Source organism: Aquibium oceanicum (genome assembly GCF_001889605.1).
In the GTDB taxonomy this organism is placed as follows: domain Bacteria; phylum Pseudomonadota; class Alphaproteobacteria; order Rhizobiales; family Rhizobiaceae; genus Aquibium; species Aquibium oceanicum.
Genome location: NZ_CP018171.1, coordinates 1100926 through 1126314 on the forward strand (window position 1 = coordinate 1100926; position 25389 = coordinate 1126314).

The following is a 25389-nucleotide window of genomic DNA, read 5'->3' on the forward strand; positions in this document are numbered from 1 at the left end:
GGTTCAGTGGCGGACGGTGATGTCGCCTTTCATGCCGGAATCGTAGTGGCCCGGGATCAGGCAGGCGAAACCGAAGTCGCCGGCTGAAGCGAAGGTCCAGACGATCTCACCTGTCGCGCCCGGCGCGAGCCGGATCGAGTTCGGATCGTCATGTTCCATCTCGGGAAAGCGCTCCATGAGTGCCTTGTGCTCCATGATGCCGTCGTGAACGTCCATGACGAACTCGTGGTCGAGTTCCCCCTTGTTCACGAACTTCAACCTGAGGGTCTCGCCCTCGGTGACGGCAAGCGAGGCGGGTTCGAACACCATGCCGCCGTCGTCGCGTTCCATCATCGTGATCGTGACGGTGCGGGATGCATCCTCGGCCTTGCCGGGGTTGCCGATCGGCATCATGCCCGCCTCGCCATGTCCTCCGGCGTGGTTTCCGGCTGCGAATGCCCCGCCCGTCAGGGCGAGGAGGGCGGCAAGTGCTGCGGTAGTCGTCTTCATGTCTTGGTCCTTGTTGCTGGTTGCGTCAGTGATCGGTGTGGCCGCCGTGCGTCGCCGCCGGAGCCACCGTTCGTGCGTCTGCGGCCTTGGCCGCAGCCGGTGTGTCGCCCGTCCATTCGTAGGCGACAGTGCCTTCCGGGTGCTCGTACCAGCCCGGATCGGCGTAATCGTTGGCAGAGAGGCCCTCGCGGACCTTCACGACCGAGAACATGCCGCCCATCTCGATCGCGCCGAACTGTCCCCATCCCGTCATCATCGGGATGGTGTTGTCGGGGAGCGGCATCTCCATCTCGCCCATGTCCGCCATGCCGCGGTTGCCCATGGCCATGTATTCGGGCTGCACGGTGCGGATCTTCCGGGAGACCTCGGTCTTGTCGGCACCGATGAAGGTCGGGACGTCGTGGCCCATGGCGTTCATCGTGTGATGCGACTTGTGGCAGTGGATCGCCCAGTCGCCGAGGTACTTCGCATCGAACTCGTAGGCACGCATCGCGCCCACCGGGATGTCGATGGAGACTTCCGGCCAGCGGGCCTCCGGCCGGACCCATCCGCCGTCGGTGCAGGTCACCTCGAAGTCATAGCCGTGCATGTGGATCGGGTGGTTGGTCATGGTGAGGTTGCCGACCCGCACCCGCACCCTGTCGTCCTTGTTCACGACGAGGTGGCTGATGCCCGGGAACACCCGGCTGTTCCATGTCCACAAGTTGAAGTCGGTCATCTCCATGACGCGGGGCACGTATGAGCCCGGCTCGATGTCGAAAGCGTTGAGGAGGAAGACGAAGTCCCGGTCGACGCGGTGGAGCGCGGGGTCCCTGGGGTGGATGACGAAGAAGCCCATCATGCCCATCGCCATCTGGACCATCTCGTCCGCGTGCGGGTGGTACATGAAGGTCCCGCTCTTCACGAGATCGAATTCGTAGACGAAGGTCTTGCCGGGCGGGATGCCCGGTTGCGTCAGCCCGGTCACGCCATCCATGCCGCATGGCAGGATCATGCCGTGCCAGTGGATGGTGGTGTGCTCGGGCAGCCTGTTGGTGACGAAGATGCGGACCCGGTCTCCTTCCACCGCCTCGATCGTCGGCCCTGGAGACTGGCCGTTGTAGCCCCACAGATAGGCCGTCATCCCCGGGCCGAGTTCCCGCTCGACCGGTTCGGCGACAAGATGGAACTCCTTGACCCCGGCGGTCATCCGGTGCGGCAGCGTCCAGCCGTTGAGGGTGACGACGGGCTGGTAGTCCGGTCCGCTGGACGGGAAGATCGGCGGCTGCATGTCCGGCGATTCCATGATCGGCGCGTCCGGCAGCCCCATGGCCGAGGTCTTCGTCCAGGCGGCGGCGCTCGCCAGGAACGCGCCGCCTCCAAGGATCTGTCTTCTGGTGATCATTGTCTCGTTCTCCTGATCAGTGTCCGCCGGCGCTGTCGTCGGCAGCCGCGGTCTCGGCACCGCCTCCGGAGGGAGCGCTGCCGCCCCCGCCGTGGACTGCGGTCCCGAGATTGACGTCGGCCAGCCAGAACTGACGCTTGGCGTTGAGGGAAAGCATGATCGAGTTCACCTTGGCCCGCGTATCGGCCAGCAGTTCGAAGGTGTTGGTGATCATGCCATTGTAGGTGAGGAGCGATTCCTCCTCGATCGTCGTGCGGAGCGGCACCACGCTGGCCCGGTAGTGCCGCGCGATGTCGTGGGTCGAGCGGTAGCTGTCATATGCGCTGCGGGCCTCGGAACGGATATTGACCGCACGCTCGGCCAGCAGGTTGGCGGCCTGCATGTAGGCGAGTTCCGCCTTGCGCATGCGGGCCTGCCCGCTGTCGAAGATCGGGATGACGAATTCGACCTCGGCGTTCAGCAAGACCTTGGTCTCGGTGTCGCCGTCCTCGTTTTCCTCCCGCTCGATCTCGACCCCGGTCATGAGTTCGAGATCCGACACGTAGCGGGTCGCCTCGGTGAGCCCATAGGAAAGCGCGAGCGCCTCCAGTTCGAGCTTCGCGATCTCCAGGTCGACACGGTTACGCAGCGCATGCGCTTCGATGTCCTTGCGGGCCAGCGGATTCGCGGGAAGAGAGGGGAGCGCGTTCGGAACCTGGTAGTCAATATCGTGTCCCCAGAGCCCCATCAGCCGCGTCAGCGCTTCCTTCGCCATGCGCGCCTGCATCCTTGCCTCGGCCGTCTGTCCCGCCAGTTCGGCATAGAAGACATGCTCGCGGGCCTGGCCGGTCTTCGTGAACGCTCCTGTCTGTCCGAGCTTCTCGGCAAGCGCCGAAGCGGCGTCGGCGGCCGCCTGAGCCCGATTGAGGTAGGCGACCCGTTCCCAGGCAGCAACGGCTTCGATCCAGGCGCGGCGCGTGTCGGCGGCGAGCCGCAGCGTCGTTTCGGCGGCCCTCAGTTGCGCCTGCCTGAAGCGGGCGTCCGCGACAGCCATCCGGCGCGGTCGTGTCGCTAGCGCGAGGATGTTCGAGACGACGGCGGTCTCGACCGTACGTCCGCCGTTGATCCCCATGATGCCGACCGACACGCGCGGATTGACGAGGAGGGACTCCTGCCACAGCTCGGCCGACGACATGCCGACATCCGCATAGGCTGCCTGCAGGCCCTTGTTGTTGAGAAGCGCGACCTGAACCGCCAGGTCCGGTCCTAGCGTCTTGCCCCTGACCAGCGCGGTCACCCGCTCCGCCAGCGCGCGCGCTTCGGCGCTGGACTGGACCCAGACGGTTTCCTTGCCCGTCGCCGCGGCGGTCTTCGCCGAGACGGTCTGGAATCCGGCGAGCGGATCGTCGAGGCCGTCGGCGGCCGTGACGCAGGCCGAAACGAAGAGCGGGGCCACGAGCGCGGCGAGGCTGCGTGCCGCGCGCCTCATGAGCCTGTCCTCCGGTTCGCCGGCGACAGCCTGTCGTTCAGCCGCCGCCAGTTCTCGGGACCGGTCGGCCGCCGCGGATGGAAGTCGCCGAGAACCGGAGAATAGCGTGCGTCCCGCAATCCCATGTTCGGATCGGCAGCATTGAAGGCGGGCAGCGGATTCGGTGGCGTAGACGCCGCGCAGCCTGCCGCGAAGAGCGACGCCGCAAGCGCCGCGATAGCTGGAATTCGCATGTGAAACCTTGAACCTGACAGGGAAAGGTGGCCCGCGCGCGGACGCACGGGTGCCTCGGCGCCACACGGCGCGGCGGGTCAGGTCAGGTTCGGGGAGGTCGAATGAGCCCGTGCGTTTCGCCCGGTGTCAAGGCACCGTAAACGACACGGCCGAATGCTCCGGCGGGCGGATGAGCGAGATCGGACCAGGAGGGCGGCACCCCGGTGGCTGGCATGCAGTGCATGTCGCAGCAGATATCCGCGGTCGACGCGCCTCCGTGATGACCCGTGTCATTTGCCGACGACGGTCGTTCAACGGCGTGATCGCCGTGAGCGGCGTCGTGATCGTGGTGCTCAATCTGCTGGGCCGTTTCGGCCTGCGCAGGATGCATGGCCGACTTGGCCATTGCGACCATTCCAGGCTGTAGCGAGGCAACGACGAGCATGGCGACGGCGAAACAGGCGCGCACGAACGCACCCTTCAATCCGCGATGTTCGCCCGAATCCGTCATCCGATCACTTCCGACACATGTCGCATCCGCAAGTCAAGCAGCAACTTAATCGTCAAAATGGTGCCCGTCTCGTACTTGACGTGTCGCATCCCCTCCTCTCACGACATTGTGTCGCAAATTCTGCTCCAAAACGTCCGTTGTCCGTCAGCGCCGATCAGGGCCTGCATGTTCGTAGGCGCCCATCCCCACACTTAACCCCCCCTTAAACCGCCACCCCTACTCTCCGTGCCGACGGCCGGTCGAGGCCACACGACGGGCGGGGTCCATGGCGAAGCGCAGGACGAGCGAGCGGATCGAGCCGAGTTTCGAGGGCTCGAAGGCGCGCGGGGAGCTTTCGGTGAGCGAGAGCGACCGGGTGGTGCCGGCCGCGCGCGGCAAGGGGAAGGCGAAGGCTTCGCGGGGCCGGGCGGCGGGTCCCGGCAAGGCGGCCGGGGGACGGGCCGATGGCGGCACGCGTTCGGGCTCCGGGCGATCGGGCGGAGGAGGCAGGTCCGGCGGACGCGGCAAGGCGCGGCGGGCGCGGCGCGGCGGCGGGTTGTTCGGGCTGGTGCGCGGCATGGCCTACTGGATGCTGGTGCTCGGCATCTGGGTCGGCATCGCGGGCGCGGGACTGACGGCCTATTACGGCGCGCGCATGCCGAGCGCCACGACGTGGTCCGTGCCCGACAGGCCGCCCAACGTACGCATCGTCTCGGCCGACGGGACGCTGCTCGCCAACCGCGGCATGACCGGCGGCGAGGCGGTCGGGCTGCACGAGATGTCGCCCTACATTCCCCAGGCGGTGATCGCCATCGAGGACCGGCGCTTCTATTCGCATTTCGGCGTCGACCCGATCGGCTTCGCCCGCGCAATGGCGACCAACGTGATCGAGGGACGGCTGGTGCAGGGCGGCTCGACGCTGACGCAGCAGCTGGCGAAAAACCTGTTCCTCAATGCCGACCGCACAATCGAGCGCAAGGTGCAGGAGGTGCTGCTCGCGCTGTGGCTGGAGCAGAAGCACTCCAAGGCGCAGATCCTGGAGATGTACCTCAACCGGGTCTATTTCGGCTCCGGCGCCTATGGCGTGGAAGCAGCCTCGCGACGCTATTTCAACAAGTCGGCGCGCGAGGTGACGCTGTCGGAGGCCGCATTGCTTGCGGGGCTGCTCAAGGCGCCGTCGCGGCTTTCTCCGGCGCGCGACCCGAAGGCGGCGGAGGAGCGTTCGCAGATCGTGCTGGCCGCGATGTCCGAGCAGGGCATGATCGGCAACGGCGAAATGACGGCGGCCATGAGCGCGCCGGCGACCCGGGCCGCGGCCTACTGGACCGGCTCGGAACACTATGTCGCCGACCGCATTATGGAAGAGCTTCCCGGCCTGATCGGCGACGTGCGCAAGGACGTGGTTGTGGAGACCACGATCGACCTGACGCTGCAGAAGCTCGGCGAGAAGTCGATCCGCGCGCTGATCCGCGAGAACGGCAAGTCGCTGAACGTCAGCCAGGGCGCGTTGGTGTCGATCGACGGCTCGGGCGCGGTGCGCGCCATGATCGGCGGCTACGATTACGCCAACAGCCAGTTCGACCGCGCCTCGGAAGCGCGGCGCCAGCCGGGCTCGGCCTTCAAGCCTTTCGTCTATCTCGCCGCGATCGAGCACGGCCGCACGCCCGAGAGCGTGCGCAACGATGCGCCGGTCAGGATCGGCAAGTGGACGCCGGAGAACTACAACGGAAAATACTATGGAGAGGTGACGCTGACGGCGGCGCTGTCGAAATCGCTGAACTCGGTGGCGGCGCAGCTTGCCATGGAGGTCGGGCCGAAGGCGGTGGTGGAGGCGGCGCACCGCATGGGCATCGAATCCAGGCTGGAGGCCAATACCTCGATCGCGCTCGGCACTTCGGAGGTGACGCCGCTGGAGCTGACGGCGGCCTACGTACCTTTCGCCAACGGCGGCTACCGGCCCGAGCCGCACTTCATCCGCCGCGTCACCGACGCTTCGGGCAAGGTGCTCTACCAGCACCCGACCGGCAGCGTGCCGCGCGTAATCAGCCCGGAGGCGGTGGCGATGATGAATGCGATGATGGCCGAGACGGTGCGCTCGGGCACGGCGCGCAAGGCGGCCTTCGGCTGGCCGGCGGCGGGCAAGACCGGCACCAGCCAGAACTCGCGCGACGCCTGGTTCGTCGGCTACACGGCGAACCTGACGACGGGCGTGTGGTTCGGCAACGACGACGGTTCGCCGACGAAGAACGTCACCGGCGGTTCGCTGCCGGCGATCGCCTGGCACGATTTCATGGCCGCCGCGCATGAAGGGGTGAAGATCGCCTCGCTGCCGGGCGCCGGCTGGCGCAAGCCGCTGCCCGACGTGCCCGGCCCGCGGCCGGCGCTGCCCGTGGGTTCGCCCGAAGACGAGGCGCCGGCGGTGCCGAGCGCGCGGGCGGACGGGGACCCGGCGACGACGGCCTCCATCGGCCATCCGGTACCCGCGGCGAATGTCGGCGATGAGCGGAAGAAGCCGCTCGGCTCGATCATGGACATCATCCTCGGCAACTGAGCGGCGTGACGGGAGGTGAGGCGTTCTGCCGCTTCCCCTCGCCAGCGGCATCGGGCTCGGATAGAGATCGGGCAAGGAGACCCGCGGCCATGTCCGAGACGCAGCTTCGCAAGACCATCGTGCTGACCGGCGCCAGCCGCGGCATCGGGCACGCAACCGTGAAGCGCTTTTCGCGCGAGGGGTGGCGGGTGATCACCTGTTCCAGGCAGGCCTTTTCCGACGACTGCCCCTGGCCGCAGGGGCCGGAGGACCACATCAAGGTCGACCTGTCCGATCCGGAGGAGGTGGGGGCGGCGGTGGCCGACATGCGCCACCGGCTGGAGAGCACCGGCGGGCAGTTGCACGCGCTGGTCAACAATGCCGGGATATCGCCCAAGCTGAAGGAGGGCGGACGGATGAACTCCTTCGACACGCCCATGCATGTGTGGCGCGACGTGTTCCAGGTGAACTTCTTCGCGCCGATCATGCTGGCGCGCGGATTGTTCAAGGAACTGGAGGCCGCGCAGGGCTCGATCGTCAACGTCACCTCGATCGCCGGCACGCGCGTGCATCCCTTCGCGGGCACCGCCTATGCCACCTCGAAGGCAGCGCTCGGCTCCCTGACGCGCGAGATGGCGGCAGATTTCGGCCCGCACGGCATCCGCGTCAACGCGATCGCGCCGGGCGAGATCGACACGGCGATCCTGTCGCCCGGCACCGACCGGATCGTCGAGACGATCCCGTTGCGACGGCTCGGCACCACGGCGGAGGTGGCCGACATCATCTTCTTCCTGTGCTCGCCGCAGGCAGCCTACGTCTCGGGCTCGGAGATCCACATCAATGGCGGCCAGCATGTCTGAGGCGGGCGCGGGGCGGCCCTGTGCCAGCTACACCGATCCGAGGCTCGCCGCCGTCTACGACCCGCTCAACCCTCCGGACGCGGCCGACGCGTTCTATCTCGAGCTCGCGGGGGAGGGGCCGCTAAAAATCCTCGACGTCGGCTGTGGCACCGGGCGGCTCGCGACGGCCCTGGCCGAACGCGGGCACAGGGTCACCGGCGCCGATCCGGCAGCCGCCATGCTGGACGTGGCGCGCCTGCGGCCGGGCGGCGACAAGGTGCGGTGGGTGGAAGGCACGGCCGGCACCCTGGCGCTGGGGCCGGTCTTCGACCTCATCATCATGACCGGGCACGTGTTCCAGGTCTTCCTCGAAGACGACGCGGTCATGGCGGCGGTGGCGAACCTGCGCGAGCACCTCGCGCCGGGCGGAAAACTCGCCTTCGAGATGCGCAACGCGGCGGTGCGCGACTGGGAAACCTGGACGCCGGACGCGACGCGGGAGACGGTGCAGGTGCCCGGCATCGGGCCGGTGGAGGTGTTTCACGACATCGCGGCCGCGGACGGGCGGCTGGTGACCTTCGAGACGCACTTCGTCTTCGGACCGGGCGACACGGCGCTCACGACGAGCACGCTGCGGTTCATGGACCATGGCGAGATGGCGCGCTTCGTCGAACGCGCGGGGCTGCGGGCGCAGGCGTGGCAAGGCGACTGGGACCGGTCGGCGATAGCTGACGACAGTCCGGAGATCATCGTGATTGCGGGAGTGGGCTGATGGCGCGCGGGCAGGTGGAGGGAGGCGTGTGGCCGATTGGTGGCGGGAGCTGACGGAAGGTCTTCGCAACGGCGTGTTTGAATGAAGCCGAATACTGTGATTCTGTCAGTTCGATCGTCCGGGATTGGATGGCTTTCTGCCTGACCGCTCTGTGTACGGAAATCAGTACAACTGGCGTTCAGATCGCCACCGCATCTCGACCGCGACGACAGCCCGATATAGACTGAGCTTCTAGAAACTTTGTCTCAAATCTATATCGGGCCTCTGTTGCCAGAATCGCAAATCACATCGCCGCTTGCAGTCAGCGCGACCAGTAGAAGCAGCTCTTGACGACGCCGTATAGCGGATCCCCGGAGGACTGGTTGTCGCATAGGTGCCGTTCGCGCCGTAGCGAACCGTCGCCCCGTGGGGGGGCATCGCAGAAGTCGTTCTCGTGGGCACAGAGCACCCACTTTCCAGACCGTCCGGCGTTTCCGCCGGTGCACTGGCTTACGAGACGCTTGATGTTTTCCTCTGCGCCGCTGACGCTGCTGCGAGAGTTCTGGCGGCACCAGCTGTAGTGCATCTGATAGACACTGTGGACGCCCCGACTGAAATCCAGACATCCTTGGTTGCTTTTCAAGGCGTTCTATACAATCCCGGAAACCTCCGACGCGTAGTCGCGGCAAAAGCTGTCGCTGGACTGTGAAAAAGCCGGAATCGACCATACGAACATTGCCAGAAGAGCAAAGCAGGCAGAAAAAAATCGTATTTCCCATTCCCCTATAAGTGTCCCTCTACCGCGAGATGACACGATCTGGCGGAAATGCAACAGAATTTAATGCTTCGCTAATAATCGGCCGCGCCGTTGCGGTTTTTGCAATGTGAAAGAGCAAATCACCGTGATATTCGCTCGACGGGGACTGGGAAGGGGATCGGTCGCATGGCCTGCTGGCAAAAACCGAAATCCTCTGCAAACAGAGAAGGGAAACCCGGGGGATGAATAAGTTTCGGCGCGCCGCAGGGGCTATCGCGGTGCTCGGGTCGATGATTATGGACAGTGCGGTGGCGTACGCTCAACCTGAACCGTTCGGACCGCCGATCGGCGGCTGGAATTTCACGCAGGAAGCGGTGAAGGGGGACTGGAGGGTCCGTTGCCGGGCAACGCGCGTAAGCGGGGGCACTACCTACCGGATCGATGTGTACGCAAACTGGAAATGGTATTTTTCGGTGACGCCGAAACCGGCGCAGCTCGATGGCAAGTATCCGAGCGCCCAGCTCAATCTGACGGACGGCCCTTTGCCCAGTCCCGCCTTCACGTCAGGCAACATGCTGGTTTTCGGACCGATCGAAGATCTTTCTATGGATGCCATCGCACAGCAGGGAGGGGCGTTGCGATCGTCGGGCCGACTTCGCTTGAGGTAGACCTTGGCGATAACACCACCGCCATTACGGACAATCTGGTGAGGTGTATCCAGGCAAATTGAGATAGCCGCACACCGTGGCGGCGGCCAACGGTGGCCGCCGCCGCCCGGCCAGCCCGGGCTACTCGACGCAGAGCTTCCAGGAGTCGTGGCCGAGGTTGGCGACGACCTGCGGGTCTTGATTCTGCAGCGGGCCGCGGCAGCGGCCGTCGGTGTTCCAGCGACCCATGTATTTGTAGGGATCGCTGCCGAAGCTGACCCAGACCTCCGAAATGTCGTTCTTGTCGGTCTGGATGATATAGTTCGGCTCGCTTCCGAACGCGTCGTAGATCAGCTCCGCCTTGGCGTTGCCGACTGTCGGCGTCAGCGTCGCCGCCATGCAGCGATAGCTCGCGTAGTCGGTTTGGCAATTGCCGACGAACTCCTCGCCGCGCCGGTTCGGGTCCGGCATGCGCGGGGCACCGCCGGCCGACCTGACCGGGGCCGGGGGCTGCGCGGATGCCATGGCGCGCTCCGGATTGCCGCGATTGGCCACGCATTCCTGCACTTTGAGCGGGGCCGCCGAAGTTCCCTTGAGCTGCATTTCGTACCAGATCTCGCCAAGATGGATTTCCATCCGGTTGCCGCTGGCGATCGCGTTGTACTCGCCCTTGTGGGGCCACAGGATGACCCATTCGCCGCTGCCCCAGCCGCTGATCCCCGACTTGTGCCCGTCGACATCGAACGTGCCGTAGGGCGTTTCGCCGGAGAACCGGTGCTTGACGGCGATCTGCCATTGGGGGGACGCGTCGTAGCCGAACCGCCAGGTGAGGCCCGGCAGTTCCATCTCGGCGGCGCAGAAGGCGAAACCCTGGTCGGTGCTGCCCGAAAAGACGTTCCAGCCGCGCACTTCGGCGTAGAAGTCGCCTTGGGTTACCTCGGGGTCATCGACGATGTTGAAGCTGTCGTCGCCCATCGCCGGTGCCTGGGCGAGCGCGGGGGCGGCAAGACACAATGCGATTGCGCCGGCGAGCCAGCGGACGGAAGCTATCATTACAGTAGCCTTTCTCTAATGAATGGTGATTTGGGACACGTGTCGGGCGTTCCGTGCGCTCAGGAGGCGCGTCAGATCGCGATCTGCTCGAGCGAACTGTCGAAGATCATGCCGGAACTGAGATGAGGGTGAAGCAGCCAAAGATCAGTCGCATGTTGGTCTCTAAAAAAAATCCCTTCCGCTGCGGTATGCCACAAGCCGGATTCCTTGAAAACAAAGAGTTGTGCGAAATGGTTCGTCAGCCCGCTACTCGCGAGGGTTGCCGGCGCGACCTTCGACGCGTCCCGTTTCAAGACGAGAAGTCGTTGCATCTGGTCGCGCTACGAACGTCGGCCCGAATCGATAAAGGCGGTCTTCAATGCGGCATACCTGACAGCGATGCCAGAAGCTCCGCGACGTTGCTGGCGCAGTATTTCTTCAGCAGCCTTGCGCGGTGGGCCTCGACGGTGCGGGGGGAGATGGAGAGCAGGCGGGCGATTTCCTTGCTGGTGCGGCCTTCGCCCAGGTGCATGACGATCTGGCGCTCACGGGTGGTGAGCTGCACGATCGGGCGGCTGGCGGAGAGGTCGGCGAAGGACCAGACCGCGCGCGCCAGCGGCTCGTCGCGGGTGAAGGAATGGCCGCGCACCCGGCACCAGAACAGCGACTGGTCCTTGCGCGCCATGATGCGCTCGTCGGAATACTGGTTGGTGCGCCGGAGCGGCTCGACGCCGACGTCGCGGATGCGCAGGAACTCCTCGTAGGTCGGGTAGAGGAAGGCGAAGGACTGGTCGAGCAGTTCCTCACGCCCGTAGCCGAAGATCTGCGCGAAGGTGTCGTTGCACTCGCGGATGATGCGGTTCTCCGTCAGCACGATGCCGACGGGCGCGTGGTCGAACGCCAGGTCCCTGAGCGTAGTCTCCTGAATTGCCATGCGTATTTGTACGATATTGCGCCTTTTCGATGCCCCACGGATAGTAGCAGGGCATGCGGGATCGCAACACCAGAATCCGCGACGAGGCATGCACCGAGGGAGGAAAGCCTGACATGAACCTGGCCGAATGGCTGGTGAGACGTGCGAAGCTGTCGCCGCGGAGCCCCGCGCTCTTTCGCGGGACGGCGATGGTCGGCGACTATCGCGGCTTCGCACGGTCGGCCGCCGGGATCGGCCAGGCGCTGGCAAAGCGCTTCGGCATCGGGCCGGGCGACCGCGTGGCGATCGTGGCGTCGAACTGCACCGGATACCTGGAAGCGATGTACGGCATCTGGTTCGCCGGCGCGGCGGCGGTTCCCGTCAACGCCAAGCTGCACGGCCGCGAGGCGGCGTGGATCCTGGAGGATTCGGGCGCCAAGCTCGTGTTCGTGACGGAGAAGGCCGGCAACGCGCTGGCGCCTTACCTGCCGGATTGCTGCCGCACCGTCGTCGACCTCGCGTCGTACGGGTTCGCCGCCATGCGCGCGGCGGACGGCGTCGAAGAGCCGGTGTCGCGCGGCCGCGACGACATGGCCTGGCTGTTCTACACCTCGGGCACGACGGGCAAGCCGAAGGGGGTGATGATCTCCAACGGCAACCTCCACGCCATGGCGTTTTCCTACCTCGCCGACGTCGACGCGGTGCATGCGGGCGACGCAGCGCTCTACGCCGCGCCGCTGAGCCATGGGGCAGGGCTCTACAGCGTGCAGCACGTGCTCAAGGGCGCGCGCCACGCGGTGCCGGAGAGCGGCGGGTTCGACGCGGCGGAGATCTTCGAAACGGCCAAGGCGCTCGGCGACGTCCACATGTTCGCCGCGCCGACCATGGTGCGCCGCCTCGTCGATGCCGCGAAGGCGAGCGGATCGGACGGTGAGGGCATCCGCACGATCGTCTACGGCGGCGGGCCGATGTATCTCGCCGACATCGTGGAAGCGGTGGAGGTCATGGGGCCGCGTTTCTGCCAGATCTACGGCCAGGGCGAGAGCCCGATGACCATCACGGCGCTGCCGCGCGAACGCGTCGCCGACCGCGACCACCCGCGCTGGCGTGAACGGCTCGCCTCGGTCGGCACCGCGCAGTCCTGCGTGGAGGTGCGGGTGGTGGACGAGGAAGGGCGGCCGCTTCCCGCCGGGGAGACCGGCGAGGTGGTGGTGCGGGGTGCAGCGGTCATGTCCGGCTACTGGAACGATCCGCAGGCGACGGCGAAGACGCTGCGCGAGGGATGGCTTTGGACCGGCGACATGGGCGCGCTGGACGAGGACGGGTTCCTGACGCTGAAGGACCGCTCCAAGGACGTCATCATCTCGGGCGGCACCAACGTCTATCCGCGCGAGGTGGAGGAGGCGCTGCTGACGCATCCGGCCGTGCACGAGGTGTCGGTGGTCGGCAGGGCTGACGCCGAATGGGGCGAGACGGTCGCGGCCTTCGTGGTGCTGGAGCCCGGCAGCGAGGCGACGCAGGCCGAGCTCGACCGGCACTGCCTCGACCGGATCGCGCGCTTCAAGCGGCCGAAGACCTACCGCTTCGTCGAGGCGCTGCCGAAGAACAACTACGGAAAGGTGCTGAAGACGGAGCTGCGCGCGCTGGTGGCGCGGGAGCGGCAGACGGAAGGGGCATGACGAGAATCCCGCTCCGTGAGGAGCGGCAGGCGCAAGGGGCCGAGGCGGCCCGGTTGAATACGAAACTCTCAAAGGAGGAGACGACATGAAAAGAATGATTGCAACGCTGACGGTCGCGACGGCACTCGCCGCCGCCGGCTGGTCGAGCGCCTATACGCAGGAGGATCCGGTCAAGATCGCGCTGGTGCACGGCCTGTCGGGCTCGCCGCTCGAGGCCTATTCCAAGCAGACCACCAACGGTTTCAACCTCGGTCTCGAATACGCCACCAAGGGCACGATGGAGATCAAGGGACGCAAGATCGAGGTGATCGAGAAGGACACCCAGTTCAAGCCCGACGTCGCGCGTTCCGTGCTTGCGGAAGCCTATGGCGACGACGAGGCGCTGATCGCCGTCGGCGGCACGTCGTCCGGCGTAACGACGGCCATGCTGCCGATCGCGCAGGAATACGAGAAGATCCTGCTGGTCGAGCCGGCGGTGGCGGATTCGCTGACGGGTCCGGATTCCAACCGCTACGTCTTCAAGACCTCGCGCAACTCCTCGATGGACACGCAGGCGCAGGCGCTGGCGCTCAGCCCCGACGAGAACCTGTTCGTCGCCACGCTGGCGCAGGACTACGCCTTCGGCCGCGACGGCATTTCGTCCTTCAAGCGCGCGCTCGAAGGCACTGGCGCGACGCTGGTGGCGGAAGAATACGTGCCGCAGCAGACGACCGACTTTACCGCGACCATCGAGCGCCTGTTCAACGCGCTGAAGGACAAGGAAGGCCGCAAGGTCATCTACATCTACGTCGCCGGCATCGACGCCATGACACCGCTCGCCTCCGCCGACCCGGCCCGCTACGGCATCGAACTGTCGACGGGCGGCAACATCCTGCCCGCCATGGCTTCCTACAAGCAGGTGCCGGGCATGGAAGGCTCGATCTACTATTACTACGAGGCGCCCAAGAACGAGATCAACGACTGGCTTGTGAAGGCGCACCAGGAGAAGTTCGGCTCGCCGCCCGACTTCTTCACCGCCGGCGGCATGGCCGCGGCGCTGGCCATCGTCAAGGCGCTGGAGACCGCCGAGGACTGGGACACCGAGACGCTGATCTCGACCATGGAAGGTATGAGCTGGGAGACGCCGAAGGGCACGATGACCTTCCGTCCGGAGGATCACCAGGCGTTGCAGTCCATGTACCACTTCAAGATCAAGGTGGACGACAATGTCGCCTGGGCCATCCCGGAACTCGTCCGCGAGATCAAGCCGGAGGAGATGGACATTCCGATCGGGCGCAACAACCAGGAATAGATTTGCTTCCGATCCTCCCGGCGCTTCGCGCTGGGAGGCATCACGAGGCGGCTCGCAATCCTCCCGGCGTTTTACGCCGGGAGGCATTACCCCCTCACCGGCCCTTCGGGCCACCTCTCCCCCTGCCCGGGGGAGAGGAACCGGAAGAACGCCGGCGTCCATGTAGCCACTTCCTCTCCCCCGGGCAGGGGGAGAGGTGGCACGCGAAGCGTGACGGTGAGGGGGCGCTTCGGCCCGGAACAATGGATATTTCAGACCAATCCCATGACCCCCTCTCTCCGCACAGAAAACCTGACGATCCGCTTCGGCGGGCATGTCGCCGTGAACGGGGTGACGTGTGCCTTCCGGGCGGGGGAGCTGACGGTGATCGTGGGGCCGAACGGGGCAGGCAAGACGACGTGGTTCAACCTCGTTTCGGGCCAGTTGCGGCCGAGCGAGGGCAAGGTTTTCAAGGGCGATAGGGAGATTTCCGGGCTGTCGCCGTCCGCACGCGCCAAGGCCGGCATCGGCCGCGCGTTCCAGCTGACCAACCTGTTTCCGAAGCTTTCGGTCCTTGAGAACGTCCGGCTCGCGGTGCAGGCGCGGCGCGGCGACGGGCCGCGAATCTTTACGCGCGCGGCGTCGCTGACCCGATTGCGCGACGAGGCGCAGGGCTATCTCGAAAGCGCGCGGCTGGCCGACGTCGCGGGATACCCGGCCTCGGCGCTGCCGCATGGCGACCAGCGCAAGCTGGAAGTGGCGATGCTGATCGCCATGCAGCCGGATGTCTTCATGTTCGACGAGCCCACCGCCGGCATGTCGGTCGACGAGGCGCCGGTGATCCTCGACCTCATAGCCTCGATCAAGAAGGACACGTCGAGGACGATCCTGCTGGTCGAGCACAAGATGGACGTGGTGCGCGCGCTCGCCGACCGTATCGTGGTGCTGCACAACGGCGAACTCGTCGCCGACGGCAAGCCGGACGAGGTGATGGCGCTGCCGCAGGTGCGCGAGATCTATCTCGGCGTCGGGGCCGATGAGGAGGAAGCGGCATGAGCGGCGCGATCCTGAGGCTCGACGACGTCCACACCGACATCGCGCAGTACCACATCCTGCACGGCATCTCGATGAACGTGCCGGAAGGCGGCGTGCACGTGCTGCTCGGCCGCAACGGGGCGGGCAAGACCACCACGCTGCGAACGGTGATGGGCCTGTGGCGGGCGCGCAAGGGCGCGGTCGTCTTCCGCCACCACGACATCACGGCGATGCCCACGCCCGACATCGCGCGGCTCGGCATCGCCTACGTGCCCGAGAACATGGGCATCTTCGGCGGGCTGACCGTGGAGGAGAACATGCGGCTCGCCTCGACCAGCGGCCGCTTCGACGACGACCGGCTCGGCCGGGTCTTCGCGCTGTTCCCGGCCATGGAGAAATTCTGGACCAAGCAGGCCTTCGCGCTTTCAGGCGGGCAGAAGCAGATGCTGGCGATCTCGCGCGCCATCATCGAGCGGCGCGAACTAATCCTGATCGACGAGCCGACCAAGGGGCTGGCGCCGGCGATCATCCGCAACATGATTACCGCCTTCCGCGAGATCGCCGAGGAGACGACCATTCTTCTTGTCGAGCAGAATTTCCTGTTCGCCCGCTCGCTGGGGCGTGGGGTGGCGGTGATCGACGACGGGCGCATCGTGCATTCTGGCGGCATGGCGGAGCTGGCCGGCGACGAAGCGCTGCAGACGCGGCTGCTCAGCCTGTCGCTGGCAGAGCATCAGTAGGGGGAGACACATGAACATCGCGCCCTACGTTGCCCCCCTCTGCCTGCCGGCATCTCCCCCACGAGGGGGGAGATCGGCTATCGCGGCGTCCATTGCCACTAACCTTCGTACTGGAAGAGACGCGATCGCGGGAGCCGTCTATCTCCCCCCTCGTGGTGGAAATGTCGCCGGAGGCGACAGAGGGGGGCAACGTAGGGCGCAAACACTCCGCTGTCACCCGCGCCTCGCCGGAGCCCGCCGATGAACGCCACCCTCGAACGCTTCGGCGGCGTCTACCTGATCCCGGTGTTCCTCGCGATCGTCGCCTTCGCCATGATCGGCTCGCCCTCGACCTGGGTGACGCTGACTGCGGCGGGGCTGGCGATGGGGATGATGATCTTCCTCATGGCGTCGGGCCTGTCGCTGGTCTTCGGGCTGATGGACGTTCTGAACTTCGGCCATTCGGCCTTCGTCACCTTCGGCGCCTTCATCGCGGCCACCGTGCTGGCGGCGATGGCGTCGTGGCTGAGCGCCGACAGCGCCGTGCTGAACATGATCGCGCTGGCAGCGGCGATCGGGGCCGCGACCGCCTTCGGCGCGGTAGCCGGCTGGTTCTTCGAGCGGGTGATCGTCAAGCCGGTCTACAAGGACCACCTGCGCCAGATCCTGATCACCATGGGCGCGCTGATCGTGGCCGAGCAGCTGATCTTAGCGATCTGGGGCGGCGTGCCGATCGCGGTTGCGCGGCCGGCATTCCTGTCGGGGTCGATCATCATCGGCGACGTCGCCATCGAGACCTACCGCATTTTCGCGCTGCTGCTCGGCCTCGCCGTCTTCGTCGTTCTCTACTACGCGCTGAACCGCACACGCATCGGGCTCCTGATCCGGGCTGGCGTGGAAAACCGCGAGATGGTGGAATCGCTCGGCTTCCGCATCGACCGGCTGTTCATCGGCGTCTTCATGGCTGGTTCCGCGCTCGCCGCGATGGGCGGTGCGATGTGGGCCGGCTACCAGAGCCTGATCACGCCCGCTCTGGGGCAGGAACTGCTGATCCTCGTCTTCATCGTGGTGATCATCGGCGGGCTGGGTTCCATCGAGGGCTCGCTGCTCGGCGCGATCCTGGTCGGGCTGCTCACCAACTACGTGGCGTTCCTGTTTCCGAAACTGTCGCTGGCATCGAACATGCTGCTGATGATGGTGGTGCTGTTATGGCGGCCCTACGGGTTGAAGCCGGCGGTGAAGGGGTGAGGGGGATGAGCGTCGCAACAAGCAGCCACTCCGGGACCTCCGAGCGCCGCGTGCCCGCCGGGCGGCTTGCCGTTTATGCCATCGCGCTGGCGATCGGGCTCTGCCTTGCCTTCGCGCCGTTCCTGTTCACCGACGTGCGGGCGCAGGAGGTGGCGGCGCGCATCTGCATCTTCATCGTGCTGGTGGCGAGCTACGATCTGCTGATCGGCTACACCGGCATCGTCTCCTTCGCCCATACGATGTTCTTCGGGCTCGGGGCCTACGGCACCGCGATGGTGCTGAAGGCCTGGGGGCCGGGATGGGACGCGATCATCGTCGGGGGTGCCGTGGGTGTGGCGGCGGCCTTTGTGCTCGCCGTGCTGATCGGGCTCTTGTCGCTTAGGGTGAAGGCGATCTTCTTTGCCATGGTGACGCTGGCGGCGGCCTCCGTGATGCTGGTGCTGGCGAGCCAGCTGTCGGACTTCACCGGCGGCGAGGACGGTTTTACCTATCAGGTGCCGCGGCTCTTCTCGCCGGCGATGAAGCTGTTCGAGGATGCCGACGGCAAGGTGGCGAGGCTGTTCGGCGTGGCGCTGAACGGCAAGGTGGCGGCGTACTACTTCGTCTTCCTGTCCTCGCTGGTGCTTTTCCTGGTCATGCTGCGCATCGTCGCCTCGCCGATGGGAACGGTGCTGGAAGCCGTGCGCGAGAACGAGATGCGTGCCGAGGCGATCGGCTACCGCGTCGTCGCATACCGCACCGCGATCTTCTGCATCGCGGCGGTCATCGCCGCGCTTGCCGGCGTGGTGCGAGCGGTCTGGCTCAAATATGTCGGGCCGGAGGTGGCGCTTTCCTTCGGCATCATGATCGACATCCTGCTGATGGTCGTCATCGGCGGCATGGGCACGATCTACGGCGCCGTCATCGGCGTGGTCGTGATGAGCCTGGCGCAGTTCTACCTCAAGGACCTGATGGAGGTGGCCGCCGGCGCGACCTCGGGGATCCCGCTGCTGCCGGACCTGCTCAATCCGGACCGCTGGCTGCTTTGGCTCGGGGTGCTGTTCATCCTGCTCGTCTACTTCTTCCCGGCGGGGATCGCCGGAACGCTCATGAAAAAGGGAAGCCACTGATGATGTTGCCGCGCTCGACCTATGTTCCGGCGGCCGGCCACGAGATGCACGTGACCGAATGGGGCGATCCGAAAAATCCGGCGCTGGTGATGTGGCACGGCCTGGCGCGCACCGGCCGCGACTTCGACGAGGCGGCTGCTGCCCTTTCCGACACCTATTTCGTGATCTGCCCCGACACGCTGGGGCGCGGCCTGTCGAGCTGGTCGCGGCCGGGCGGGGTGGATTATTCCTACGAGACCTTCGGCGACACCGCGATGGCCATCCTCGACCATTACGGCATCGACCGGCTGCGCTGGGTGGGCACTTCGATGGGCGGGCTGATCGGCGTGACGCTGGCGGCGGGCCGGCTGAAGGACCGCATATCCCACCTCGTCATCAACGATATCGGGCCGGACATTCCGGAGGAAGGCACGGGGCGCATCGCCTCCTATGTCGGCAATCCGCCGGTCTACGACACGGTGGCGGAACTCGAGGCGTGGCTGCGCAAGAACTACGCGCCGTTCGGAAAGAACACCGAGGCCTTCTGGCGCCGCATGGCCGATACCTCTACCCGACGCACCGACGAGGGCAGGGTGACGGTCCACTACGACCCGATGATCGTGACGCAGTTCACCCTGCACAAGGGCGATCTCGACGTGTGGGATCAGTACGATGCGGTGACCGCCAGGACGCTGCTCCTGCGCGGACAGTCCTCGGACGTCCTGCCGGAAGCGATCGCCTGCGAAATGACCAGGCGCGGCCCGAAGCCGCGTCTCGTGACCTTCCCCGACTGCGGCCACGCGCCGACGCTGGCGAGCGAGGGAGAGATTCGGTTGCTACGGGAGTTTCTTGAGTAGCCGTTTGAGCTTAAGGCCTCGCCATCTCGGGAGCCGGTCGCGGGGACCGGCTCCTTGTCCCCTCAGCCTCCCGTCAGGTTCTTCTCGATCTCCGGCACCGTGTGGTTGGTCAGGGTCTTTGCGACCTCGCCGACGACGCGGTCGGTGACTTCCTTGTGCATCTTCTTGCGCATTTCGCCCAGCACGTGGGGCTGCGCGACCAGGACGATTTTCTCGAAGCGGCCCATGTGGGCCATCTTGTAGAGGCGCTCGGCGATCTCGTCGGCGAAGCGCTCCTTTTCGATCTGGTGCCAGTCCGTGTCGGCGACCGCGCTGCGGTGCTCGCCCGAGGCGTCGTTGAGGCGGCCCGGCCTGTCGGTGCCCTGCTCGCGGGTGGGCGGGTTCTCGTGGTGCTCTTCGCGCACGACCTGCAGGTTCGGATAGACGTCGTCGCCCTCGTTGCGCAGGAAGAGCGCCTTTTCGCCGTCGGCGACCAGGACCCAGGTGTCGTGCTCGAGCTTCATGGCTGACATTTCGAACTCCATTCTCTGACGCGGACGGGCCAACTGCGCTCTATACACCCAGACGATTATCGGGTGCGTGCGGAGCGGTCGTCCGCTCCCATGCGAAACGTCCGGTAGGGACGCCTGTTCCAGCGAGCGGCAGCGCGCGATGCGCGCCACGGAATGATTTTGCGCCTCGCCGGTCCGGGGCGGAAAACGGATTGCGGCCGGGTCGCGGCGACAGGACGCCTTGTCTTCAGAAACCGGGCTGCCGGGCGGAGAATTGCTTGAAATTCTCAGGAAGGGTGTCCCATGGCCACCACCAACGCCAAACTCAACGCCTTCCCGGTCTTCATGCGGGTAAAGGACCGCAGCGTCGTCATCGTCGGATCCGGTGAGGAAGCGCTGGCGAAGGCGCGCCTGATCGGGCAGTCGAGCGCCGCTGTACGTATCGTCGCGCGGGACGCAGAAGCGCCGCTGCGCGACTGGGCCGGACAGAACGGCGCCGAGCTGGTCGAACAGGACTACCGGGCCGACCTGCTCGACGGCGGATGCCTGGTCTTCGCCGCCACCGGCGACGAGGAGGAAGACGCCCGTATCGTTTCGGATGCGCGGACACGAGGCATCCCCGTCAACGCCGTCGACCGTCCCCACATGTGCGATTTCTTCACCCCCGCTCTGGTGAACCGTGCACCCGTCTGCGTGGCGATCGGGACCGAAGGCGCCGGCCCGGTTCTGGCGCAGATGATCCGCGCCCGGATCGACCGGATGCTGTCGCCCGCGCTCGGACCTCTTGCCAGTCTCGCCGCAGGCCTGCGCGACCGGGTGGAGCGGCTGGTGCCGCGCGGCAGCGCGCGCCGCGCCTTCTGGAGCGACTTCTTCGAGGGTGCGCCGGCGCGCCACATGGAGGTCGGGCACATCTCCGAGGCGCGCGAGGCGGCCGCCGAACTGATGCAGCGCCGCACCGAGGCGCGCGGCCATGTCTCGCTGATCGGCGCCGGACCGGGAGCCGAGGATCTGTTGACGCTGCGCGCGCAGCGTTTGCTCATGCAGGCCGACGTGATCCTTTACGACGCGCTGGTGCCCGAGGCGGCGGTCGCCATGGGGCGCCGCGATGCCGAGCGCGTGGCGGTGGGCAAGCGCAAGGGCTGCCATTCCAAGTCGCAGGCCGAGATCAACGATCTGATCGTGGCGCTGGGCCGCGAGGGCAAGCGCGTGGTGCGCCTGAAGTCGGGCGATCCGCTGGTCTTCGGCCGCGCCGGCGAGGAGATGGCGGCGCTGCGCGAGGCCGGCATTTCCTACGAGGTGGTGCCGGGCGTGACCGCGGCCTTCGCGGCGGCCGCCGATTTCGAACTGCCGCTGACGCTGCGCGGCGTCGCCTCCTCGATGGTCTTCACCACCGGCCACGACCTGAAGGGCAAGACCCTTCCGGACTGGGGCAAGCTCGCCATCGCGGGCGCCACCGTCGCGGTCTACATGGGCCGTTCCATCGCCGCGCAGGTGGCCTCTCGGCTGATCGAGGCGGGGCTGTCGCCGGATACGGCGGTGGCCGTGGTCGAGAACGCCAGCCTGCCGAACAGGCGCCTGTTCCACGGCACGCTGTCGGACCTGCCGTCGCTGGAGAGCCGTACGGAGCTCGACGGTCCCGTGATGACCATCATCGGCGACGCGGTGGCGGGCGCCAATTTCGACAACTCCACCCCGATCGCCGCGCACGGCCGCGTGCGCGTGGCGGCGTGAGCGCGAGGAGGAGCGGACCATGAAGATCCTGACCGCGAACCGGCTGATCGACGGGGAGGCCGTCTGGTACTCCGCGGACAGAGGCTGGATCGAGCGCATCGACGGCGCCGAGGTGGCGAGCGACGCCTTCGCCGAGGAGCGGCTGCGCAGCGTCGGCAAGGCCTCCTTCGACCGTGACGAGGTGGTCGACGTCGACCTGATCGACGTGCAGGCGATCGACGGCCGGATCGTTCCGGTGCGCCTGCGCGAACGCATTCGCGCCGCAGGCCCGACCAACCGCCTCGATCTCGGCAAGCAGGCCGAACCCGAAACGACGCACACGGCCTGAGGAGGCCGTTCCCGAAAGACACCCGAAAGTCGCTACCATGTACCGATACGACGAATTCGACCATTCCTTCGTCAAGGCCCGCGTCGCCGAGTTCCGCGACCAGGTCGAGCGCCGTCTGGCCGGCGAGATCACCGAAGACCAGTTCAAGCCGCTGCGGCTGATGAACGGCGTCTACCTGCAGCTTCACGCCTACATGCTGCGCGTGGCGATCCCCTACGGCACGCTGAACGCGCGCCAGATGAGGATGCTCGCCCACATCGCGCGGACTTACGACAAGGGTTACGGCCACTTCACCACGCGCCAGAACATCCAGTACAACTGGCCGTCGCTGGCCGACATCCCGGCGATCCTGGACGATCTGGCGAGCGTGGAGATGCACGCCATCCAGACCTCGGGCAACTGCATCCGCAACGTCACGGCCGACCATTTCGCGGGTGCCGCGGCCGACGAGGTCGCCGATCCGCGGCCCTATGCCGAGATTCTCAGGCAATGGTCCTCGGTGCATCCCGAGTTCTCTTACCTGCCGCGCAAGTTCAAGATCGCGGTAACGGGGGCCGAGCGCGACCGCGCCGCGATTCAGGTGCACGACATCGGGCTGCACCTGAAGAAGAACGCGCAAGGGGAACTGGGCTTCGCCGTCTATGTCGGCGGTGGGCAGGGGCGCACGCCCATGGTCGCCAAGAAGATCCGCGACTTCCTGCCCGAAGAGGACCTGCTCGCCTACTGCACGGCGATCCTGCGCGTCTACAATCTCAACGGCCGTCGCGACAACAAGTACAAGGCGCGCATCAAGATTCTGGTGCACGAGACCGGCACGGAGGAACTGACGCGGCAGGTGGAGGCGGAGTTCGCGCATCTAAGGGACGGGGAACTCAAGCTGCCGGAAGCCGACATCCGCGCCATCGACGCCTATTTCGCGCCGCCCTCGCTGGACTCGCGCCCGGAAGGCGACGAGGCGGTGAAGCTCGCCCGGCTCGACAGCCGCGCCTTCTCCGAATTGCTCGAACAGAACGTCACCACCCACCGGCATCCCGATTATGCCGCCGTGACGATCTCGCTTAAGGGCATCGGCGAGGCGCCGGGCGACGCGACCGACGCGCAGATGGAGGCGGTGGCCGATCTCGCCGAACGCTACGGCTTCGACGAGATCCGGGTGAGCCACGAGCAGAACCTGATCCTGCCGCACGTGGCGCGCGCCGATCTGAAGGCCGTCCACGACCGGCTGGTGGAGATCGGGCTCGCGACTGCGAACTCGAACCTGATCACCGACATCATCGCGTGCCCGGGTCTCGACTACTGCGCGCTGGCCAATGCCCGCTCGATCCCGGTGGCGCAGGACATCTCGCGGCGCTTCGCCGATTTGGAGCGCCAGCGCGAGATCGGCGAGCTGAAGCTCAAGATCTCCGGCTGCATCAATGCCTGCGGGCATCACCATGTCGGCCACATCGGCATTCTGGGCGTCGAGAAGAAGGGCACCGAGCTCTATCAGATCACGCTTGGCGGCTCCGGCGACGAAAAGACCTCGATCGGCGAGATCGTCGGGCGCGGCTTCGCGGCCGAGGACCTGACCGACGCCATCGAGACCATCGTCGATGCCTATCTGTCGCTGCGAAGCGATCCGTCCGAGCGTTTCATCGACGCCTACCGGCGCGTCGGCGCCGCACCGTTCAAGGAGGCGCTCTATGCTGGCGAAGCTAAAGCCGCTTGATGCCGAGACCGAGGCCGAGATCGAGGCCGCCGCGCTCGAGGAGCGTTTCGGCCATCTCGAGCCGCAGGACTTGATCGCTCTGGCGATCGGGCGCTTCCGGCCGGGAGACATCGCCGCCGTATCGTCCTTCGGCGCGGATTCGGCGGTGCTTCTGCACATGATCTCGCGGATCGATCCGGCGCTGCCGGTGCTGTTTCTCGACACCGATAAGCATTTCGGCGAGACGTTGCAGTATCGCGACGCGCTTGCCGCCGATCTCGGGCTGAGGAGCCTGAAGATCGTCCATCCGCGGCCAGAACTGGTGGCCGAGCGCGATGCCGACGGGACGCTGCACCAGCGCGACACCGACGCCTGCTGTGACCTGCGCAAGGTCGAGCCGATGGCGCGCGCGGTGTCGCCGTTCCGGGCCTGGTTCACCGGGCGCAAGCGCTACCAGGCAGCCACGCGCACCGCGCTGCCGGTCTTCGAGGCGGTGGGCGAGCGCATCCGCATCAACCCGCTGGCCAAGTGGACGACGAAGGATCTCGCCGACTACATGCGCACCCATGCGCTGCGCGAGAATCCGCTGGTGGCCTATGGCTACCATTCGATCGGCTGCTTCCCCTGCACCCAGCCGGTGAAGCCCGGCGAGGACGAGCGCAGCGGGCGCTGGGCCGGCCAGTCGAAGGTCGAGTGCGGCATCCACCTGTCGGGCCTCGACGATTCGCTCACGGCGTCGTCGCTCTAGAAGAAGGACGGTTTACGGATGATCGAACAGGACACCCAGGCCGCGCCGCGCCTCTGGACGAAGGACGGTTTCCAGGAGGATTCCTGGCGTCACGGCGAGGATGCGGACGCGCTGTCGGGCAATGGCGGCGTGATCCTGCCGCTGGCCGTCTGGAAGGGGCTGGACGACCAGACGCGGGCGGAAAACCGCGACCGCATCGGGGTCCTGCTGGCGCCTGGGGAGATGCTGTCGGAGATCGAGCACGCGCTTGCCGACCTGCCGCTGGTGGCGCTGTCCTTCCCCGCCCTCAACGACGGCCGCAGCTTCTCCAAGGCCGCGCTTCTGCGAACCCGTCACGGCTATCGCGGCACGGTGCGGGCGAGCGGGCAGGTGCTGATCGACCAGATCCCGCACATGCTGCGCACCGGCTTCGACGAACTGGAGGTGTCGCACCCCGTCGCGATCCGCCGCCTGGAAGAGGGGCGGATCGGGGGCCTTCCCGAACACTACCAGCCTTCGGCGCAGCTCGAGCCGGCGGAAGGCAAGTACGCCTGGCGCCGGCTGCCGGCGGCCTGAGGTTTTCAGGAACCGCCAACCCGTCCTGTGCCGAACCTAGCGATCACTGGGCGCCGAGCGGCGGCCCGGTGAAGGTGAGCTGGAAGCGCGCGGCGCTATCCACCACCGCCGGCATGTCCTCCGGAATGCGGAAGCGGCCTTCCGCCATCTCGCGGAAGAAACCTTCGAACCGACCCGGCGTCAGAATGACGATGCTGCGGGACGGCTCGCCACCGACGACGCGGAAGGTGTGCCCCTTGCCGCGCGGCACGAACACCGCCTGTCCGGGCCCGCGCGTGAAGGTCTCGCCTTCGAGCCAGAACTGGACGTCTCCCGACAGGACGACGAAGGTCTCGTCGGCATCGCGATGGACGTGGCGCGGCGGCCCTGAATTCGGCGGCGAAACGGTTTCGAGCACCGTCATCTGTCCGCCGGTCAGGTCCGGGTCGAACAAGGTCTTG

General features: G+C 66.5%; 25 protein-coding genes. 16 read left to right on the forward strand and 9 right to left on the reverse strand.

From position 1 onward, the window contains the following. Positions 1-3 precede the first annotated feature (3 nt). From BSQ44_RS05500 to BSQ44_RS26780, 4 genes are all read right to left on the reverse strand, one after another. Positions 4-489, reverse strand: coding sequence for a cupredoxin domain-containing protein (locus tag BSQ44_RS05500; RefSeq protein ID WP_072602300.1), 486 nt, complete (start codon positions 487-489; stop codon positions 4-6). A gap of 25 nt (positions 490-514) precedes the next feature. Continuing rightward, entirely contained in the window at positions 515-1873 is a 1359-nt protein-coding gene (locus BSQ44_RS05505) for a multicopper oxidase family protein (RefSeq protein WP_072602301.1), read from the reverse strand. A 16-nt stretch (positions 1874-1889) separates the two neighbouring features. Beyond that, a complete protein-coding gene (locus BSQ44_RS05510; protein WP_072602302.1) occupies positions 1890-3341 on the reverse strand; it encodes a TolC family protein in 1452 nt (483 codons plus the stop codon). Between the two features lie 316 nt (positions 3342-3657). Then, a complete protein-coding gene (locus tag BSQ44_RS26780; RefSeq protein WP_157894511.1) occupies positions 3658-4065 on the reverse strand; it encodes a hypothetical protein in 408 nt (135 codons plus the stop codon). A gap of 265 nt (positions 4066-4330) precedes the next feature. Between BSQ44_RS26780 and BSQ44_RS05520 the strand changes: the two genes are divergently transcribed. From BSQ44_RS05520 to BSQ44_RS05535, 4 genes are all read left to right on the forward strand, one after another. After that, on the forward strand, positions 4331-6595 hold the full coding sequence (locus tag BSQ44_RS05520) for a transglycosylase domain-containing protein (RefSeq protein WP_072602304.1): 2265 nt from the start codon (positions 4331-4333) through the stop codon (positions 6593-6595). An 89-nt stretch (positions 6596-6684) separates the two neighbouring features. Continuing rightward, positions 6685-7434, forward strand: coding sequence for an SDR family NAD(P)-dependent oxidoreductase (locus BSQ44_RS05525; protein WP_072602305.1), 750 nt, complete (start codon positions 6685-6687; stop codon positions 7432-7434). After that, entirely contained in the window at positions 7415-8185 is a 771-nt protein-coding gene (locus BSQ44_RS05530) for a class I SAM-dependent methyltransferase (protein ID WP_072602306.1), read from the forward strand. The genes BSQ44_RS05525 and BSQ44_RS05530 overlap by 20 nt, the downstream gene beginning before the upstream one ends. 978 nt (positions 8186-9163) lie before the next feature. Next, positions 9164-9589, forward strand: coding sequence for a hypothetical protein (locus tag BSQ44_RS05535; RefSeq protein ID WP_072602307.1), 426 nt, complete (start codon positions 9164-9166; stop codon positions 9587-9589). A 120-nt stretch (positions 9590-9709) separates the two neighbouring features. Here BSQ44_RS05535 and BSQ44_RS05540 read toward each other — a convergent pair whose 3' ends face one another. The 3 genes from BSQ44_RS05540 to BSQ44_RS05550 all read right to left on the reverse strand — a co-directional run bounded on the left by BSQ44_RS05540 (position 9710) and on the right by BSQ44_RS05550 (position 11534). After that, positions 9710-10621 (reverse strand): hypothetical protein, encoded by a 912-nt coding sequence (locus BSQ44_RS05540; protein WP_157894512.1) that lies wholly within the window; start codon positions 10619-10621, stop codon positions 9710-9712. A gap of 71 nt (positions 10622-10692) precedes the next feature. Next, positions 10693-10932, reverse strand: coding sequence for a hypothetical protein (locus BSQ44_RS05545; protein ID WP_072602309.1), 240 nt, complete (start codon positions 10930-10932; stop codon positions 10693-10695). Positions 10933-10976: 44 nt separating this feature from the next. Next, positions 10977-11534 (reverse strand): PAS and helix-turn-helix domain-containing protein, encoded by a 558-nt coding sequence (locus BSQ44_RS05550; RefSeq protein ID WP_072602310.1) that lies wholly within the window; start codon positions 11532-11534, stop codon positions 10977-10979. A gap of 113 nt (positions 11535-11647) precedes the next feature. Here BSQ44_RS05550 and BSQ44_RS05555 point away from each other — a divergent pair, with 113 nt between their 5' ends. From BSQ44_RS05555 to BSQ44_RS05585, 7 genes are all read left to right on the forward strand, one after another. Then, a complete protein-coding gene (locus BSQ44_RS05555; RefSeq protein WP_072602311.1) occupies positions 11648-13192 on the forward strand; it encodes a class I adenylate-forming enzyme family protein in 1545 nt (514 codons plus the stop codon). 85 nt (positions 13193-13277) lie between these two features. Further along, the gene (locus tag BSQ44_RS05560) at positions 13278-14483 is read left to right on the forward strand and encodes a substrate-binding domain-containing protein (RefSeq protein ID WP_072602312.1); all 1206 of its coding nucleotides are present in this window, start codon (positions 13278-13280) and stop codon (positions 14481-14483) included. Positions 14484-14747: 264 nt separating this feature from the next. After that, positions 14748-15518 (forward strand): ABC transporter ATP-binding protein, encoded by a 771-nt coding sequence (locus tag BSQ44_RS05565; protein ID WP_072602313.1) that lies wholly within the window; start codon positions 14748-14750, stop codon positions 15516-15518. Next, positions 15515-16237, forward strand: a complete 723-nt coding sequence (locus BSQ44_RS05570) for an ABC transporter ATP-binding protein (protein ID WP_072602314.1) — start codon at positions 15515-15517, stop codon at positions 16235-16237. Before BSQ44_RS05565 ends, BSQ44_RS05570 begins: the two co-directional genes overlap by 4 nt. Positions 16238-16477: 240 nt before the next feature. Then, positions 16478-17464, forward strand: coding sequence for a branched-chain amino acid ABC transporter permease (locus tag BSQ44_RS05575; protein ID WP_072602315.1), 987 nt, complete (start codon positions 16478-16480; stop codon positions 17462-17464). A gap of 5 nt (positions 17465-17469) precedes the next feature. Further along, positions 17470-18573 carry a branched-chain amino acid ABC transporter permease gene (locus BSQ44_RS05580; protein ID WP_072602316.1) on the forward strand — a complete coding sequence of 368 codons (1104 nt, stop codon included), beginning with the start codon at positions 17470-17472 and terminating at the stop codon, positions 18571-18573. Next, positions 18573-19409: an alpha/beta fold hydrolase gene (locus BSQ44_RS05585; RefSeq protein ID WP_072602317.1), complete on the forward strand. Its 837-nt coding sequence runs from the start codon at positions 18573-18575 to the stop codon at positions 19407-19409. The genes BSQ44_RS05580 and BSQ44_RS05585 overlap by 1 nt, the downstream gene beginning before the upstream one ends. Positions 19410-19471: 62 nt before the next feature. Here BSQ44_RS05585 and BSQ44_RS05590 read toward each other — a convergent pair whose 3' ends face one another. Beyond that, the gene (locus tag BSQ44_RS05590; RefSeq protein WP_072607883.1) at positions 19472-19921 is read right to left on the reverse strand and encodes a baeRF12 domain-containing protein; all 450 of its coding nucleotides are present in this window, start codon (positions 19919-19921) and stop codon (positions 19472-19474) included. 282 nt (positions 19922-20203) lie between these two features. Here BSQ44_RS05590 and cysG point away from each other — a divergent pair, with 282 nt between their 5' ends. From cysG to BSQ44_RS05615, 5 genes are read left to right on the forward strand one after another with little or no spacing between them, the layout of a single operon-like run. Then, a complete protein-coding gene (cysG, locus tag BSQ44_RS05595) occupies positions 20204-21631 on the forward strand; it encodes a siroheme synthase CysG (protein WP_072602318.1) in 1428 nt (475 codons plus the stop codon). A 19-nt stretch (positions 21632-21650) separates the two neighbouring features. Beyond that, a complete protein-coding gene (locus tag BSQ44_RS05600) occupies positions 21651-21959 on the forward strand; it encodes a DUF2849 domain-containing protein (RefSeq protein WP_072602319.1) in 309 nt (102 codons plus the stop codon). 37 nt (positions 21960-21996) lie between these two features. Next, positions 21997-23667, forward strand: a complete 1671-nt coding sequence (locus BSQ44_RS05605; protein WP_072602320.1) for a nitrite/sulfite reductase — start codon at positions 21997-21999, stop codon at positions 23665-23667. Beyond that, positions 23642-24394, forward strand: a complete 753-nt coding sequence (locus BSQ44_RS05610; protein WP_072607884.1) for a phosphoadenylyl-sulfate reductase — start codon at positions 23642-23644, stop codon at positions 24392-24394. The genes BSQ44_RS05605 and BSQ44_RS05610 overlap by 26 nt, the downstream gene beginning before the upstream one ends. 18 nt (positions 24395-24412) lie before the next feature. Next, positions 24413-24949, forward strand: a complete 537-nt coding sequence (locus tag BSQ44_RS05615) for a DUF934 domain-containing protein (protein WP_072602321.1) — start codon at positions 24413-24415, stop codon at positions 24947-24949. Positions 24950-24992: 43 nt separating this feature from the next. Here BSQ44_RS05615 and BSQ44_RS05620 read toward each other — a convergent pair whose 3' ends face one another. Continuing rightward, on the reverse strand, positions 24993-25352 hold the full coding sequence (locus BSQ44_RS05620) for a cupin domain-containing protein (protein ID WP_083534960.1): 360 nt from the start codon (positions 25350-25352) through the stop codon (positions 24993-24995). Positions 25353-25389 lie beyond the last annotated feature (37 nt).

Coding starts and splice junctions, on each gene's coding strand:
- BSQ44_RS05605 (WP_072602320.1), top strand. CDS start 21,997: ATGTACCGATACGACGAATTCGACCATTCCTTCGTCAAGGCCCGCGTC.
- BSQ44_RS05620 (WP_083534960.1), bottom strand. CDS start 25,352: ATGACGGTGCTCGAAACCGTTTCGCCGCCGAATTCAGGGCCGCCGCGC.
- BSQ44_RS05565 (WP_072602313.1), top strand. CDS start 14,748: ATGACCCCCTCTCTCCGCACAGAAAACCTGACGATCCGCTTCGGCGGG.
- BSQ44_RS05525 (WP_072602305.1), top strand. CDS start 6,685: ATGTCCGAGACGCAGCTTCGCAAGACCATCGTGCTGACCGGCGCCAGC.
- BSQ44_RS26780 (WP_157894511.1), bottom strand. CDS start 4,065: ATGACGGATTCGGGCGAACATCGCGGATTGAAGGGTGCGTTCGTGCGC.
- BSQ44_RS05510 (WP_072602302.1), bottom strand. CDS start 3,341: ATGAGGCGCGCGGCACGCAGCCTCGCCGCGCTCGTGGCCCCGCTCTTC.
- BSQ44_RS05500 (WP_072602300.1), bottom strand. CDS start 489: ATGAAGACGACTACCGCAGCACTTGCCGCCCTCCTCGCCCTGACGGGC.
- BSQ44_RS05575 (WP_072602315.1), top strand. CDS start 16,478: ATGAACGCCACCCTCGAACGCTTCGGCGGCGTCTACCTGATCCCGGTG.
- BSQ44_RS05560 (WP_072602312.1), top strand. CDS start 13,278: ATGAAAAGAATGATTGCAACGCTGACGGTCGCGACGGCACTCGCCGCC.
- BSQ44_RS05555 (WP_072602311.1), top strand. CDS start 11,648: ATGAACCTGGCCGAATGGCTGGTGAGACGTGCGAAGCTGTCGCCGCGG.
- BSQ44_RS05550 (WP_072602310.1), bottom strand. CDS start 11,534: ATGGCAATTCAGGAGACTACGCTCAGGGACCTGGCGTTCGACCACGCG.
- BSQ44_RS05590 (WP_072607883.1), bottom strand. CDS start 19,921: ATGTCAGCCATGAAGCTCGAGCACGACACCTGGGTCCTGGTCGCCGAC.
- BSQ44_RS05580 (WP_072602316.1), top strand. CDS start 17,470: ATGAGCGTCGCAACAAGCAGCCACTCCGGGACCTCCGAGCGCCGCGTG.
- BSQ44_RS05530 (WP_072602306.1), top strand. CDS start 7,415: ATGGCGGCCAGCATGTCTGAGGCGGGCGCGGGGCGGCCCTGTGCCAGC.
- BSQ44_RS05615 (WP_072602321.1), top strand. CDS start 24,413: ATGATCGAACAGGACACCCAGGCCGCGCCGCGCCTCTGGACGAAGGAC.
- BSQ44_RS05610 (WP_072607884.1), top strand. CDS start 23,642: ATGCTGGCGAAGCTAAAGCCGCTTGATGCCGAGACCGAGGCCGAGATC.
- BSQ44_RS05535 (WP_072602307.1), top strand. CDS start 9,164: ATGAATAAGTTTCGGCGCGCCGCAGGGGCTATCGCGGTGCTCGGGTCG.
- BSQ44_RS05570 (WP_072602314.1), top strand. CDS start 15,515: ATGAGCGGCGCGATCCTGAGGCTCGACGACGTCCACACCGACATCGCG.
- BSQ44_RS05545 (WP_072602309.1), bottom strand. CDS start 10,932: ATGCAACGACTTCTCGTCTTGAAACGGGACGCGTCGAAGGTCGCGCCG.
- cysG (WP_072602318.1), top strand. CDS start 20,204: ATGGCCACCACCAACGCCAAACTCAACGCCTTCCCGGTCTTCATGCGG.
- BSQ44_RS05540 (WP_157894512.1), bottom strand. CDS start 10,621: ATGATAGCTTCCGTCCGCTGGCTCGCCGGCGCAATCGCATTGTGTCTT.
- BSQ44_RS05505 (WP_072602301.1), bottom strand. CDS start 1,873: ATGATCACCAGAAGACAGATCCTTGGAGGCGGCGCGTTCCTGGCGAGC.
- BSQ44_RS05600 (WP_072602319.1), top strand. CDS start 21,651: ATGAAGATCCTGACCGCGAACCGGCTGATCGACGGGGAGGCCGTCTGG.
- BSQ44_RS05520 (WP_072602304.1), top strand. CDS start 4,331: ATGGCGAAGCGCAGGACGAGCGAGCGGATCGAGCCGAGTTTCGAGGGC.
- BSQ44_RS05585 (WP_072602317.1), top strand. CDS start 18,573: ATGATGTTGCCGCGCTCGACCTATGTTCCGGCGGCCGGCCACGAGATG.